Here is a 15,095-nt window from a genome sequence, read left to right on the forward strand (position 1 = left end):
GACTCCTTTGAGGCCTCTCGCACGCTGTTCCCATAGCAACATCTTGCCTTCACTCCAATCAAAATAATCCCATTCCATGTGTTTTTCTTTTTCGATGTAAATCCTTATCTATACGGAAAAAATTCTCAAAAAAAATTTTTTTAAATGTAGTACTTTTATAGATTTCTATCGTCTATAAAGAGAGACTTCCATTTCTAAGCTTGAATTGGAGTCTTTGATTGTTCACCGTGATAAATGAGAGAAACATAAGAGAGGGGGGAGAGCATATTCAAGAGGATCAACTTATACGAAGAGTTAAAGCAGGAAATAATCAGGCATTACGAATATTAATCGAACGATACAAACATCATGTTTTTAAAGTGACCTACAGTGTCATTCACGATCAAAAAGAAGCAGAAGATTTAGCGCAAGAAACATTTATTAAAATGATGGACGCTCTCCCATCCTATCAATTTCAAGGGTTTAAAACATGGATAAGCCGTATTGCCTTACATAAAGCAATAGACTTTAAACGTAAAAAACAACGTCAAAAAGAGGATTTAACCTCTTTTAATCAAGATTATCAGATTACCCAATGTGATAATGTCGAGACGGAAGTCATGAAAAAAGAAAAGATAGAAAAAGTCAGAAATGCTATTCATCGCATGCCAAAAAAATTTCATGATGTTATCAAATGCTATTACCTTGAAGAATTATCGTATAAACAGATAGCTAAAAAATTAAAAGTGGAAGAATCCACGGTGAAAATGCGTTTATTCCGCGCAAGAAAATGGATGAAAACCAATTGGAAGGAGGATGATTTTTGATGGAACATCTAAGCAAAGATATATTGAAGCTCTATATGAACCATGAGTTAGATGTAGAAGAACAAGAAAGAACAGAGTCACATCTTTATGATTGCGATGATTGCTTAAATGTCTACCTTGCATTAATAGAATCTCAAACGCTAAAGCATTCCGTTTCAGATGATTTCACAGATCAGACCGTTTCCAAAATATATTCACAAACAAAATCTCATCAAAAATCAAAGAAACCTTATTCATCCAAAAATAGAAAGCTTATCACTCATTATTTTCTTGCAGCAGGTTTAACCATTGTGCTGATGTTAACTGGCATATTTCAAACTGTTTTAGATGTGACAAATGATTATCAAGTAGAAACAAGCACTTCCATTACCGATCAGCTAATGCAAAAGACAAATACTTTATTAGATTACATGAAAGGGGATCATAAACAATGAATAAGTCACCAATATTAGCACTTTTCTTAGCCTTTTTTCCTGGATTTGGACATTTGTACTTAGGTCTGAAAATTCGAGGAGTTCTCTATCCATTTTTCTTTCTAGGTGCACTCGGATTGGCATTTGTTACAGGTGTATATGTATATGATGATTTTGTGTTTATTTTCTTCTTTTTGGCAGCCGCGTTTATTTGGATTGTGAATATGCTGGATATCGTTATCACGTTAATTAATCGATCGCATATTAAAGTTTCCAACCCGCATCATGACAGCCACATAGAAACTAAACCGCTGCAAAATGAACGTTTCTCTACGATTTTATTATCTTTCATTCCAGGAGTCGGACATTTTTACATGGGATTAACCCATCGAGGCTTAACCTTTTTAGCTGGTTTTTTCGGGATTATCACAATGATATTCTTCGTTAGTGTCATCACAAGCAGTGTCTTTTTAATATTTCTGTTAGCCTTGCCTATTATTTGGGTATACAGCTTATTTGATGCTATTCAATTGTTAAACAAAAAACAAGCAGGTGAATTATTAGAGGATAAAACGATTATGGATGATCTTGAAAAGTTTCGTGAAGATGGCAAGAAAAGCAAAATGTTAGCTACCGCCTTGTCGATCTTTCCTGGTGCTGGACATATGTATTTAAGCTTACAAAAAAGAGGACTCCAATTAATGGCAGCCTTTTTGTTGTCCATATATATCTTAGATGTGTTACACCTGTCCCTTTTCTTCTTTCTTATTCCAATTATTTGGTTCTTTAGTTTTTTTGATGCCTTACAACTCACTAATCGAATGGATGATGAAGAGGTAGAAGATGTCCCGGTGATAAAACACTTAGCCAATCACCAAAAGTGGCTTGGAATAGGCTTGTTATTGTTAGGCCTCTTTTACTTATTTGATTCTGTGTTATTTCCTGTTTTAGCAGATAATATAAGAGCTGCATTGGATATTAATTTATGGCATTACTATAATAGATATTTTCAAGTCTCTATCGTTTCTCTATTGCTAATCGGCGGAGGCCTTAAACTAATCAGCGGCTCTAAAAAAATAAAACAGGAGAATTTGGAATGAGACAATAGTGCGCAGGATTCTGTCTCAATGACGGGGGATTTCTGGGATATCGTAACTTCAAGCATTCTCTAACATTGGGACATATGAATACATCTAAAAGAAAAAGAATATATGGATGGATATTTGTTTTTAGGAGGAAAGACCTCGCCTATTCGCTTGGCATTTAATAGGGAGGTCTACTTTCTACTACTGGCATGAACCCATTATATTCTTTTGCAGGTCATTCTGAGCTTCTAATTATTTAACAGGGTTACTAAATATTCTTATCAATGGAAGATTATAATACCAAGGCTTGGGAAACAATATCATCATATTTCTGCATGGGGAAATGACCCACATGATGATCCGGAAACTCCCAAAAAATTACAAGTGGGATCAGAACCTCACCATCATTATCACGTACCAGGCGATTGACAACACCGGAAAGAGAATTGGAGTGTGTGGACTCTCGAAGATGCCTTTTCCTTTGTTGCCCATTACATACGGAGTGAGGAAGAATATCAACCTTAATCAATAGGAGTAGTGAATGGAAATCCATAGACAATAAAATAATGAATGGTAATTTATATTCTAAGGATGCTGAAAAACTCCTTAAACTCTTTGCTCACTTTAACTACAAATTCAAATGTAATTAATACCATCCTCCCATATAAAGTTTTTACATACAACAATATGTCCGTACCCTGGAAACATTAAAGAAAAACAAACAATCAATAATGGATTTTTATAATGTAAATAGTTTGATGTAAAAGAATTGGTGCTCTCTAACCATTACTCAACTGTTTTATCTTCTGATCGATTCGTTCGATTTCTGCATAGGCATCTTTCCACCAATTGCGACTCCAAATCCTTTCTATTTCCCAACCTTTTTGCTCTAAGAAACGTTGACGATACACATCTCGTTCCCTTGCTGCTGGTGCACTGTGATACATCGCACCATCACATTCAATCCCTAACACATATTTGCTCGGATCATTGGGATCGACGACTGCTAGATCAATTCGATAGCCGGACATCCCGACTTGTGTATCCACCTGGTATCCAATCTCTCTTAACTTATCATAAACCTCTTCCTCGAATACCGAATCAAAGGTCAAGCTCCCCTCTTGTCTTGTTGTATTTACCTCACCACTCAAGTCTGTGACGGTCGCTTCGATTCTTTCCTTGTTCAAGTTCGAAACAGCTTGTGCATATTCCATATAGGCCTTTAACAATTTAGGACCGATATTTTTCGAATTCGTCACATTCAATTCATTTGGTTCAATACTTGAAACAAGGTGAATCTCTTCCTTTGCACGAGTCACCGCAACATTCAAGCGGTTCTCGCCGCCCTCATGCCCAAGTGTACCAAAGCGATTATATACTTTCCCTTCCTCATTCTTTGCATAGGCTATCGAAAAAATAATGATGTCACGCTCGTCCCCTTGCACATTTTCAATATTTTTCACAAAAATACGCTCATCCAAGTCACGACTCATGACCTGATCATAGACGACACCAAATTCTGAATCCTCTTCACTTGTATGATCAATCGCATCTTCAATAGCCGTTTGCTGCTTCGCATTAAACGTCATAATCCCAATCGATTTGGAAGAATCCTCGATTAGTTTTTGTTTTAATAATTGAACGACATCTTCTGCTTCTACTGTGTTTCGTTGATTAACCCAGCGCCCGTTGGATTTATGCCATTGAATCGCAGCAGGATCCTGCAAGTGATTCACATTCGGTGCAATTTGCATTTGCCCATGATAAAAGGCATGGTTGGAAAAGTTAATCAGCTCTTCTGATTTCGAGCGATAATGCCATTCTAATAGTCTGCTTGGCAAAACACGCTTGGCAAGATTAAGCAAGCTTTGTGACTCCTCATATTCTTCCTGTTCCTCATCGATATCCGATTCCACTGCTCCTTTAAACAAGGAAGATGGCGGCAATTGCTGCTCATCCCCAGCAACGACAATCTTGTTCCCTCTGTAAATGGCCGGCATACCATTTTCCACTGTACATTGAGATGCTTCATCAAAAATGACTAAATCAAACATCTTTTCTTCTAATGGAAAAATCGCAGAAGCAATTTCAGGAGATATCAGCCATACCGGCATTACGTCAAGCAACCCATTCAAAGCAAACTCATTAACTAAGCGACGTACCGGCCAAATTTGCCGTTTCTTTCCTGTTTGATAGATAATATCTTTCACAGCCTTTGGATTGGTTTCTTTTACTTCGTGAATCATCTGCCTCATCTGATTTTGCAGCAATTCAATCGCTAACTGTTGTTTTTTCTTCAAGAACTCTTCTAGTTCTTCCGTCAATACTTGAAAATTACCTGTTCCAATTGTGGCGATTTCGGGATATTTCCTCTCAATTTCATCAATCCAATGAATATAAGCCGATTGCCTCGCCACTTCTTCCCATTCCTTCGCTAAGTTACCGGAATCAGATAAGTTCCGCTCAATCAAACGATCAATCATCATTTGAACCATTTCCGCACTATCATCATACAATCGATCCATTTCTCTTAATTCATCAAAAAACTCTTTGATGTAATCTTGCTTCTTTTGTAACGTTGACAGCGGGATATCTCCTTTGGAAACAAGATGCTTCATCTCTTTCAGAGAATCATTCGTAAAATAAGCATCCATTTTGTCCAAGTGTTGGAATAATCCTTCCGTAGCTTTCGATAAATCATATAGGATAGTGAGACTTTCTTGTAACTTTGGCCATTCTTTAGATGATAGACCTTTAAATTTTTCCCCATCTAATAATTCTTCCATAATCGTTTTCCCTGTAAAAGATGTCCACAGCCATAAACGTAATTTCTTTAACGTTTTCTTATCATCTGTATTCAAATCATCATAGATTTTGGACAGCTTTCCATCAATTTGACGGCTATAGGATGGTGTAATGTCTTCATCATCAAAATGTGCTAAATAATCTATGCTTTTTTCCGCTTCTTCAATCGCTTGGCCAAGCTGTTCAATCATTTGAATTCGGTCCTTCAATTCCATTTCACTAAAGGATTTTCGATCATAAACTGGGGTGTCCTCTCCGCCAAACGTATCGTAATACCTCCCATAGGTGCTCACTTTTCTTAAAGTATCCTCTAAATTATTTTTATCTAGTTCATTTAAAATATCATCTAAACCAATCATCCGATCTTGTTCTTTTGCTGGCTTACTGTAACCATATAAATCATAGGCTCTAAATCCATGGTTTTGCACTTCAAACAAGGCTTGCGCAATCTGATCTAATTTATTTTCCGCTTTGATAATTTGTTCAGACAACATGTCAAATTCCTGTGCTAAATCCTTATAGGAATGGTTTTGATTCAGCTGCACATTTAGCTTTTGATATAAAGAATTGCGATCATTTTTTTCATCGTGCAGTAAAGCAACATTCGAAGATAATCCTAAACTATCCAAGCGTTGATAAACCACATCAAGTGCAGCACGTTTCTGCGTCACAAGCATCACACGTTCATCATTTGCCATCGCATTGGAGATCATATTGACAATGACCTGCGATTTTCCTGTGCCAGGCGGCCCATGTACGACCATCCCTTTCTCAGAGGCGAGGGAATCGATAATTCGTTCCTGCGACGCATCCGTATCTAATACAAAAAATTTACGTTTTTCCTGTTCCAGCTTTTCCTGATAGGATTGATCCTTATGCGCAGGAAGATTATCAACAGATTGGCTGCCTGCTTGTACTTCGACATCTAAAAATTCAGAAACTACTCCTAAATCCTCTTCCCCTTGTTCCAGTAACTCGATAAATTCTTCATAATCTCGCAGAATAGCTGAATCCCCTTGAGGAAAATGACCAATCACTGCTTGATGATTTAATTGAAAGCTCCCTTTTGAAAAGGTTGGGATTTCGGATTTGGTATATGGCTCAACAGGTTCTAACTCCTCTGCCTCATTTACCGAAACGGAAATCGCATTATCTGTTAGCCACTTTGCCCAGCTTTCAAGATCAGCTGTATCCGCTTGGCTTTCCGCTTCATCAAATAAAGCATCCGGAACATATAAATTGCTTAACTTTTGCATTGCTAAAAACAATGTTCGATTCAATTGCGGTGCTTGATCAATTAAAGGCTCCACCTGCCACTCAATCCCATTCTTCTTGTTACGATGTAATCGAATTGGGTACAAAAAAAGCGGTGCACGTACATAAGTCCCGTCCGTCATCGCCCCTTCTAAAAAGGGATAACCTAAATATAAATCATAAAGACCTGTTTCTTCTTCGATCGATTTTATATTTCGATATAGCGTTGTTAGTTTTCTAGAAAGAGTGAATGATGCATCTAGATCCGCTTTTTCTTTCACTATACTTTTCGTTTTTTTATCGATAAAATCATCAAGGACTTGATCCGGATCTTTGTCTATTTTAAGTAATTCATTTAAATCAAACGTCCATTTATTATAGAGCTTTAACAATCGAATCGATCGATTGCTCCGGCTAATATTATTTAAACGATCTCGTAAGACCGTTAATTTTTCTATCATTTATATCACCTAATTTTAAAAATAAGTTTCGTTGCTATTATACAACAAAACTTATGATGGATAAAAAGTATGGGGTTCTATCAATAAGACGAATATCAATAAGAGCAAAATCCCTCATGCCGGATAAGACATGAGGGATTTGTTTGAACTATTTCTAATCTAATGTCACAGTACTAGACACTTCTACTTCCTGAACAGCTTGAGCGGCTAAGCGGTCGGCCTCTCGATTTTTCTTACGGCTGACATACTCGTAGGAGGGCACGATTCCTAATTGATCGATTTTATCTTCAATCCGATCGATCCATTTTGATAAAGATTCTTCCAGGCACGGCCATTCATCATTCAATTGATTGATCACCACTTTCGAATCCCCTTTTATCCAAACATCTAAGTGATCAATCCCTAATTGCTCTGCTGCTTCCAGTGCCAAGTGAAGAGCGGCATATTCCGATTCATTGTTATTATCTAACCCATCGATTAGTGCATTTTTTCGCAATCGAAAAGAAGAGCCATTTTGGTCATAATAGATGACACAACCAAGGCCGGATTGGTTCGTTTCTAAATCAAAACTGCCGTCAAAATATATCACCACGTTATGAGGTTCTGTCTCTAGTTCTTTCAAATATTGCGTTAACTCTTTCTTTGTCCAGCTCGTTTCATATCGATCGATAAACGTGATATGTTTGGCTCTGTTTGTCCGTTCCAAATCCTCTGCAATATTTAACGCTTTTTCTATATCCATTTCCTCGGTATTGAAAAACGCCTCATGCCCACCAGGAGTGCGATACGTTATGTCCATCTTTATCTGCACAATTCAGTCCACCTTTTGGCTTTTTCATTATTGTAACCGATTGTGGAGGTAAGATGCATGGTGAAGTTATGGACATTCTGATACTAGAATAAAAAGTGGATACCCCATTAACATCCAAAAAATCTGACTTTTTGCAACAATAATGGAACGAATGTCCGCTTCATAAATGTGCTCACTTATGTCAAAAAATACCTCATAAGCTCTTCCGCACTATGAACTTCTTTATCTGGGTAAAACGCACTGTCCTGATCCATCTCTCTTGTCCGGTGATTTATCCAAATGGCCTGCCATCCCGCTTGTTTGGCACCAATGACATCTTTTTCAAAAGAATCCCCTACATAAACGGTTTGCGCTGGATCGCATGCCAGCTTTTTTTCTATCAGATCAAAAATTTCCCTTTTAGGTTTGGCATAGCCGTAGCTTCCAGAAATAAAAATATTCTCTTCTGGGATCCACTTGTTTAGCTGTAATTGTTTGATTTTCATCGACTGATGATGTTCTTCCCCGTTTGTCAGAATCGCAAGCTGCTTGCCCTCACGTTGAAGTGCATCTAACAATTCTATCACCTCAGGAAATAGCGTGATTTTTCCCTGTTCTTCCTTATACACTTCATGAAAGGCAGCTGCTTTCTTTTCATCCATCGGAATATCATAATCTTGGCATGCTCTAATTATTCGTCCGGTTTGCCATTCAAATGCCGTGATCTCCCCTGCCTCGCTCTGATCAAACAATATCTCACTATATTTTCTGCTCGAGCGATAAATTTGATCGATTTCATCATAGGTAAACGTTCCATCTATCATTTTTCGAAATGTGTGATGAAAAGACATTGCCTGATCATACAACGTATCATCCACATCTAAAATAATCGTATTCAATCATTTCTCCTCCTTATCTACAGTTGCAAGTCTATTATAACAAATGAAGAATGGAATGGTTTTAAGTAATCCTTCGAAAGGACAGATGGCTCTGTTTCTTTAAATTGATATTTTCCACAACATAAAAAAGGCTGCCTATTTTATCTGAATAGACAACCCTTTCAGCTCGTTAAATAAGATCATACATGGATACAACACGAATATTTTCCATGTTTTCTTTTTGAAAGGCTTCTTTTTCTGTGCTTGTCCGCTTATAAAAAGGGATTATTTTTTTCATACCTGGTATTAAATGAAAATTATTTTCTGTAAAATACCCTTCTATATCTGTTTCCAGCCAAACATGACTAGCAAACTTTTGTGATTCGACAACTATACCTTGCTCACTATACTCTAAATGGATTTCGGGATTCTCAAAAGTTAGATGCTTTGGCTTGTCCAATAAATGCACGATATTATCTATTAATCTACCTTGTTCTTCTATTTCTGCATACAACACTATATCTTCGTCATGTCGATAAGCAATCAGATCTTCAAGCACCTGCTCCTTCACTTTGGTAGAAGTGTTTGCTTTCATGGTGATTTCCTTTGTTTCTGTATATAACGCCTCACCTGAAAAAGTATAGATGGAAATATGCAGGTTAACTGATTTTGACTGCAGCTGGTCTGAAACCGTATAAAAGTGAACACCCTTTTCCGTTTGATCCACTATTAATACATTTGGTTTAAACCTGTCTTTTATCACATACTGCAACGCTTTCCACCTGCCGAAATAATCCATACTCGACCAAGAAGCTACTGGCCAACAGTCATTCAATTGCCAATATAAAGTGCCCATACAATAGGGCATATTTAATCGATGTGCTTCCACTGCGGATTTAATCGCATCTGCCTGCAAAATATGACTTATACGCAGAAAAGATGAGAAGTCTTTCGGCGGATGATAATACATTTCCATATAATTTTTGATCAAGCGATTTCCAGCCCCATTTTTTTGATGATGGAGCATGATATCAGACTCTAACGCTAAGCCTTCCTCTTCAGCATAAGTTAAAACCGTCTTTTTCTCAGGGAAGGATTGAAAGCCATACTCACTCATAAAACGGCCAACTTTATCTTTATATGCTTCTACTGGTTTTTGCCCATGCCATACATCCCAATAATGAACGTCTCCTCTTTGTACCGTATCAAATGTGGCATGCTGCTCCTTCGTATAAGATAATTCCTGCATGGGTGAACTTGGCCAGTAATCTACATTAGCATCATATTTTTCTAACACGGAAGGCAAAATATGATGGAAAATGTCATCATATGCTTTCCAAATCTCTTGGCGCTGCGTATTGTTGTATCGCTGTTTCCATCCCCAGCCACCTTGCTCCTCATACTCTGACCATGCTGCATCCATTTCATTATTTCCACACCATAGCGCTATACATGCATAGTTCCTTAGTCGCTTCACATTATCTATGGCTTCTTTTTTAACACTTTCTATAAACGCTTCATCGCCAGGGTACATACTGCATGCGAACATAAAATCTTGCCACACTAGGATGCCGTATTCGTCACATAGTTTATAAAATTCGTCATACTCGTAAATACCGCCACCCCAAACACGAAGCATATTCATATTCGAATGCGCTGCGGTGGCAATCTCATGACGATATCGTTCTCGGGTAATGCTTGTTTGAAAGCTATCATTTGGGATATGGTTTGCTCCTTTCGCAAATACCGGTACCCCATTTAGTTCAAAATAGAAACTTTGCCCATACTTGTCGGAATCTCTCACTAAACGAATCGAACGTAAACCAGTTCTAACATAATGAGAAGCACGAACATCATCATTAAGTATCAAATCTATTTGAAAATGATACAAATACGGCTCCCCTAAGCCGTTACTCCACCATAACTTTGGGTTATCAATCGTTATCGGGATATGAAGATGTTGTACTCCCTTTTTCAATCGGAAATTTTGCTCTTTTCCCATAGAATGTTGATCTGAAATGTTAAAAATCACTTCTGTTTCATTTGTCGCTTCCACTTCTATTTCAGCCACAAGATCGGCTCTATTTTCCGAAACAAATGGCTGTTTTATGTGGACATCAAGTACTCTTGCCTCTGACCAAGCTTCTAAATAAACCTCTTTCCAAATACCACTCGTAACAAAGCGTGGTCCCCAATCCCATCCATAATGGTAAGGAGCTTTTCGAGCAAATACGCTTAATTTCTTTTCCCCTACTCCACCGTCCTCTGAATGGTCGTTATCTGCCGGCAGATTATAACCTAACTGATCAGGCTTGTGCAGATCATGTTGAATAGGAGAATGGAAATATACGGTTAATTGATTATCTCCCTGCTGTAAGTGTGACTTTACATCTGCTTTCCATATTCGAAACATATTATCTGCTTCTAATATTTTATTTCCATTTACATATACATCTGCATAGGTATCTAACCCTTCAAAACTAAGTTCCACCTTTTCATGTTCCAACACATCATCTCTTACCAAAAAAGTCGTTTGATATTCCCAATCTGTTTTATCTATCCATTGCATATCCAACTCGTTTTTCCCATAAAACGGATCTTCTATTGCTCCATTGTTAAGTAAATCTGTATGGACACAACCTGGTACGGTTGCCCGTTTCCAATCATTCGCTGTCGCTTCTTTAAAAAACCAATCTTTTAATGTCTGTTTGATCGGATTCCTCACTTCCAGTCCCTCATTTCATCAAATTAATCAAAATGCACCTCAGCCTTTTCTGTACTTGATTGATATACACCTGTTAATATTTTCATCATTTCGACCCCATCTTCCACCGGACAAATCGTGGTCTCCTCTCCTTTGACACATGAAATGAAATGATCCACCTCATGTTGGAACCCTTTTTCAAAATCAAAGGTTAAATCATCAATTTGCGGCGTGCTATTTAACATAATGTTATTTTTCTCTGTGAAAATTTCTAGCTGTGGCTCGATTTCCGCTCCACCTTTATCACCGTGTAAACTAACACGCATTTTTTCTTTCTTCGCATGTAGTGAAAAGCTCACATCAACCATTAAGGAAGCACCATTTTCAAAACGAATAATAGCATTTGCCAAATCTTCTACATTATTTTTTTCTGCATCATAATCAGCCGCTTTATAAAAAGACTTATATTCTATATTGGAGCGATTTCCTAACTTATGATACGTATTCCCACTAACAGACTTTACTTTGGGCTTGCCCATTAAATACCAGCATAAATCAATCACATGTACACCGATGTCGATTAAAGGACCGCCGCCAGAACGTTCCATATCTGCAAACCATCCACCTGGATTACCTAGGACACGAATACAAGAAGACTTCGCATAATAAATATCTCCAAGCTCTCCATTATCAATAAATCTCTTTAAAACCTGTGTATTTGTCCCAAATCTCCTTACATAACCTATTTGTAAAAACTGATCCGGATTATTTTCCACAGCCTCTTGAATCGCTAATGCTTCCTCTACCGTTTTACAGAGTGGCTTTTCAATCAATACATTTTTACCAGCATTCAATGCCGCAATAGCAATTTCGGCATGGGAATTGTTCCATGTACAAATACTCACTGCATCAATTTCATCATTATCTAACAAATCTTTATAGTTCGTATAATAGTGCGAAACCCCATACTCTTCTGCTTTTTGTTGCGCTCTTTCTTCATTAAAATCACTTACTGCATAAATTTCCGCATCATTATGTTGAAGATACCCTTGAATGTGCATTTCCGAAATGGAACCTAAACCGATAATACCTACCTTTACTTTCCCCATCATTTATTTCCTCCTTTTTATAATTGATCCCAAAGATTTTGAACATTATTTAACGATATCTCACTTGCCTTCTTACATTCTTCCATTCCTTCAAATTCAATTGATAGATATCCATCATAGCCGCTCTCTTTAATGACTTTTAACACTGTCTGTAAATCGATATCTCCATGTCCCGTAATAGCTCCGCGTAAATAATGACCACCTGCAGATTGAAACCATCCTTCGCCAGGATGATAAGAGGCTCCATTCCGAATATAGAAATCCTTCACATGAATCATCGAAGCATGATCTATGCACTTTTTGATCGCTACAATTGGATCCTCATCTACACATAAGAAGTTTCCGGTATCTAATGTATGTTTAAAATTAGGCCGATTCACTTTGGAAACCAAGAGATTAATCCGATCACTGGCTTGAATATAAAAGCCATGGTTTTCAATGCTTGTTACGATATCGTATTGTTTCGCATAATCAGCAATTTCCTGACATCCCTGAATAAGTCTTGGTAAATCTTCTTCAAACTGTTCAATACTCGCTTCTTCTGGGGGTTTAAAGGAAACATCATGCCGCATTCTTTTCACACCAAGTTGATAAGCAATATCTACTTCTTGTTTTACTCGTTCCATTTCCTTGGCAAAATCCTTTTCATCACTAGCTAAAAAATCTGCACCAATGGCATAATTGGAAATCTCAATATTTACTTCTTTAGCCTTTGCCACAATATCTTTAACCAATTGTTGATTATTCGTTAAAGTGTAGCCAATTGGAACAATCTCTATATGTGCTCCACCGTGATCTGCCGTCCATTGGATCACGTCTAATATCGACATTTCTCCTGAATGAATGGCATTGGCCAAACTGTAAGAGCTCATACCTAATTTCATTTCGATAACCTCCACTCACATTATGATGATAACGATGTCGGTGATTTTTTCTCATTTGATAAATAAGCAGCTTTTACTACTTCAAGCGTTTTCAATCCATCGTAACCTGATATAAAAGGAGAACGATTTTCTTGCACACACTGAATAAAATCTTGTATTAATCCCTCGTCCATATCATCTGACCAAACCTTATGTTCTAATCGATTGTCATGATCGTTATAGAACAAGGAATGCTGTTTAAACGCATCTACTTCCAATACGCCTTTTTCACCGAAAAATTCCAAAGTCACATCTCCCCAAGTTGGGAAAGTCTTTGGCCGTGACCAGCTCGGATCGATGGTAACCACCATACCAGATTCAAACTCTAGCAAGACATGTCCACAGTCTTCTACATCAATGTCATAAAATCTAGTATCAAATTCTGCATATACACTTGTCACTTCTTCATCGAACATCCACCTCAACACATCCACAAGATGGACAATATGATCTGTAGCACAGCCTCCACCGGATAATTCTCGATTGATAAACCATCCACCTGGCATTTGACCATGGTTTGTCGTATTCACTGCTAATACTTCCCCTATTTCTCCTTTGCTCATGAGTTCTTTGACTTCTTGAATGGCAGGGGCAAACCTTACCGGAAATGCTACTTGTAACAATACTTCATTTTGTTCACAAGCTTTTATCATATCAATGGCATCCTCTACTTCGGTTGCGATTGGCTTTTCACATAAAATATGTTTCTTGTAACTGGCTGATTTGATCACATGTTCTTTATGACATGCATTTTCCGAACAGACAATGACCGCATCTATATCTGATGCTAAAAAATCATCTAAGTCGTGGAAGTAGTTCGTATCATACTCTTCAGCCATTTCTAAACCTCTCTTTTCTTCCTCATCCCAAATACTAACCAATGCAGCGCTTTTGCTTTTTTGCAGTGCATGAGCATAACTAACCGCATGCATATGGGCAAAACTAATAATTCCGATCTTCAACAAGGTTGTCATCTCCTTTCGTAACAGGCATCTGTTGTTGTAGTGACTTCTCAATAGCATCTGCAAAATACAGCACATGCTCCATTTCTATGGAACGGTCCAATGTCTCTTGTTTGTTGAATAGTTTTTGATAAAGGGATTCTAATTGTCGTGTGGCCAATGATTTACCTGTTGGATTTATACTGACTCTACCTTCCTCTGCTAGATTCATCGTGATCGGAATGGTCTCGCCACTTTTATTGGATAGCATCCCTTTTGCACCTGCAAATTCCAGGTTTAATTCTTCCTTTCCAAACCCTTGTGCCATTTCTAAATGAGTAAAACTACCATCGACATGTCTAATATGAATGATTTTATATTCTAGGTTTTTGGTGTCCGTCTTCTTATCTATTTGTTTGGCATAAATCGTCTGGAAATCACCAAATGTTCGATAGATCCAATCTAATAGGTTCATCCCTTGTTCTAGCATTCTATCTTTATGATCAGATTTTAATGAAATACGATTCACACCACTTTTCCCCAATTGCTGATTGGCAATAATGGCATGAGCCTGTGAGAATTCGGGCGAAGCCATCAAAGGGGTCGTAATAAATACCTGCATCTGTTGTTCTTTTATAAAGGCTAGTACATCTTTTATTTTATGGATAATTGGTGCAATAGGTGATGCCACCACAATCGGTATACTTCCTCTTAACTTTTTTAGGATGATAGGTTTTAATTCTGTTGAAACACAAATATCGATTAGATCCACATGGTCTTCTAAAGCGAAGGGATTTGGCAGCAGATCTATCTTCTTTTCATCCATGACAATCGTACGTTCGACGATGACATCCTCTTTTGTTTCCCAAAAGGAGAGATGTTCTTGTGTTTCTGCTTCATTGCCAATTACAATGACCTTCATTCGT

Annotated in this window: 11 protein-coding genes; 3 read left to right on the plus strand and 8 right to left on the minus strand. The window is 37.6% G+C overall.

The window, feature by feature from the left end; all coding sequences use genetic code 11:
* Positions 1-227: 227 nt before the first annotated feature.
* From GHD00_RS00945 to GHD00_RS00955, 3 genes are read left to right on the plus strand one after another with little or no spacing between them, the layout of a single operon-like run.
* Complete coding sequence (locus GHD00_RS00945; RefSeq protein ID WP_240468571.1) at positions 228-806, plus strand: RNA polymerase sigma factor; 579 nt, start codon at positions 228-230, stop codon at positions 804-806.
* Positions 806-1,240: a zf-HC2 domain-containing protein gene (locus GHD00_RS00950; RefSeq protein ID WP_163536218.1), complete on the plus strand. Its 435-nt coding sequence runs from the start codon at positions 806-808 to the stop codon at positions 1,238-1,240. The genes GHD00_RS00945 and GHD00_RS00950 overlap by 1 nt, the downstream gene beginning before the upstream one ends.
* Positions 1,237-2,319, plus strand: coding sequence for a hypothetical protein (locus GHD00_RS00955; protein WP_163536219.1), 1,083 nt, complete (start codon positions 1,237-1,239; stop codon positions 2,317-2,319). The genes GHD00_RS00950 and GHD00_RS00955 overlap by 4 nt, the downstream gene beginning before the upstream one ends.
* 764 nt (positions 2,320-3,083) lie before the next feature.
* Here GHD00_RS00955 and GHD00_RS00960 read toward each other — a convergent pair.
* The 8 genes from GHD00_RS00960 to GHD00_RS00995 all read right to left on the minus strand — a co-directional run bounded on the left by GHD00_RS00960 (position 3,084) and on the right by GHD00_RS00995 (position 15,091).
* Positions 3,084-6,824 carry an AAA domain-containing protein gene (locus GHD00_RS00960; RefSeq protein ID WP_163536220.1) on the minus strand — a complete coding sequence of 1,247 codons (3,741 nt, stop codon included), beginning with the start codon at positions 6,822-6,824 and terminating at the stop codon, positions 3,084-3,086.
* A 154-nt stretch (positions 6,825-6,978) separates the two neighbouring features.
* Positions 6,979-7,635 (minus strand): reverse transcriptase-like protein, encoded by a 657-nt coding sequence (locus GHD00_RS00965; protein WP_163536221.1) that lies wholly within the window; start codon positions 7,633-7,635, stop codon positions 6,979-6,981.
* A gap of 176 nt (positions 7,636-7,811) precedes the next feature.
* Positions 7,812-8,513, minus strand: a complete 702-nt coding sequence (locus GHD00_RS00970) for an HAD family hydrolase (RefSeq protein ID WP_163536222.1) — start codon at positions 8,511-8,513, stop codon at positions 7,812-7,814.
* Positions 8,514-8,682: 169 nt separating this feature from the next.
* A complete protein-coding gene (locus GHD00_RS00975; RefSeq protein ID WP_240468552.1) occupies positions 8,683-11,217 on the minus strand; it encodes a beta-mannosidase in 2,535 nt (844 codons plus the stop codon).
* Between the two features lie 23 nt (positions 11,218-11,240).
* Positions 11,241-12,305: a Gfo/Idh/MocA family protein gene (locus GHD00_RS00980; RefSeq protein WP_163536454.1), complete on the minus strand. Its 1,065-nt coding sequence runs from the start codon at positions 12,303-12,305 to the stop codon at positions 11,241-11,243.
* Positions 12,306-12,322: 17 nt separating this feature from the next.
* A complete protein-coding gene (locus GHD00_RS00985; RefSeq protein WP_163536223.1) occupies positions 12,323-13,189 on the minus strand; it encodes a sugar phosphate isomerase/epimerase family protein in 867 nt (288 codons plus the stop codon).
* Between the two features lie 20 nt (positions 13,190-13,209).
* Entirely contained in the window at positions 13,210-14,190 is a 981-nt protein-coding gene (locus tag GHD00_RS00990; protein WP_163536455.1) for a Gfo/Idh/MocA family protein, read from the minus strand.
* Entirely contained in the window at positions 14,171-15,091 is a 921-nt protein-coding gene (locus GHD00_RS00995; protein WP_163536224.1) for a hypothetical protein, read from the minus strand. The genes GHD00_RS00990 and GHD00_RS00995 overlap by 20 nt, the downstream gene beginning before the upstream one ends.
* Between the last annotated feature and the right edge of the window lie 4 nt (positions 15,092-15,095).

The organism is Gracilibacillus sp. YIM 98692 (assembly GCF_010993965.1).
Lineage (GTDB): Bacteria > Bacillota > Bacilli > Bacillales > Amphibacillaceae > Gracilibacillus.